Raw genomic sequence first — 412 nt, 5'->3', positions numbered from 1 at the left:
ATCTTCACCTACGCTCGCGAAGGATTCGGCGAACTGATCGGCTTCTGCTCCGCCTGGGGATACTGGCTGTGCGCGGTGATCGCCAATGTCTCCTATCTGGTTATCGTCTTTTCGGCGCTCAGTTTTTTCACCGATACCCCTGAGCTGCGCCTGTTTGGCGATGGTAATACCTGGCAGTCTATCGTTGGCGCGTCGGTTCTGCTGTGGGTCGTCCACTTTCTGGTCCTGCGCGGTGTCCAGACGGCAGCGGGGATTAACCTGGTGGCCACCCTCGCCAAGCTTCTGCCGCTGGGCGCCTTCGTCGCGCTCGCCGCCCTGGCCTTTCAGCTGGATACGTTCCGCCTCGATTTTAGCGGCCTGGCGCTGGGCGTGCCGGTATGGGAGCAGGTCAAAAACACCATGCTGATTACCC

The 412-nt window shown here is 60.4% G+C and carries 1 protein-coding gene; it reads left to right on the top strand.

The genetic code is table 11. From position 1 onward, the window contains the following. The coding region (locus FJV41_RS56215; protein WP_141649664.1) for an amino acid permease at positions 1-412 on the top strand (412 nt) is incomplete at both ends.

The organism is Myxococcus llanfairpwllgwyngyllgogerychwyrndrobwllllantysiliogogogochensis (genome assembly GCF_006636215.1).
Taxonomy (GTDB): Bacteria; Myxococcota; Myxococcia; order Myxococcales; family Myxococcaceae; genus Myxococcus; species Myxococcus llanfairpwllgwyngyllgogerychwyrndrobwllllantysiliogogogochensis.
Note: the sequence above shows the minus strand (reverse complement) of the source record. Positions and strands in the feature narration are given on the sequence as shown.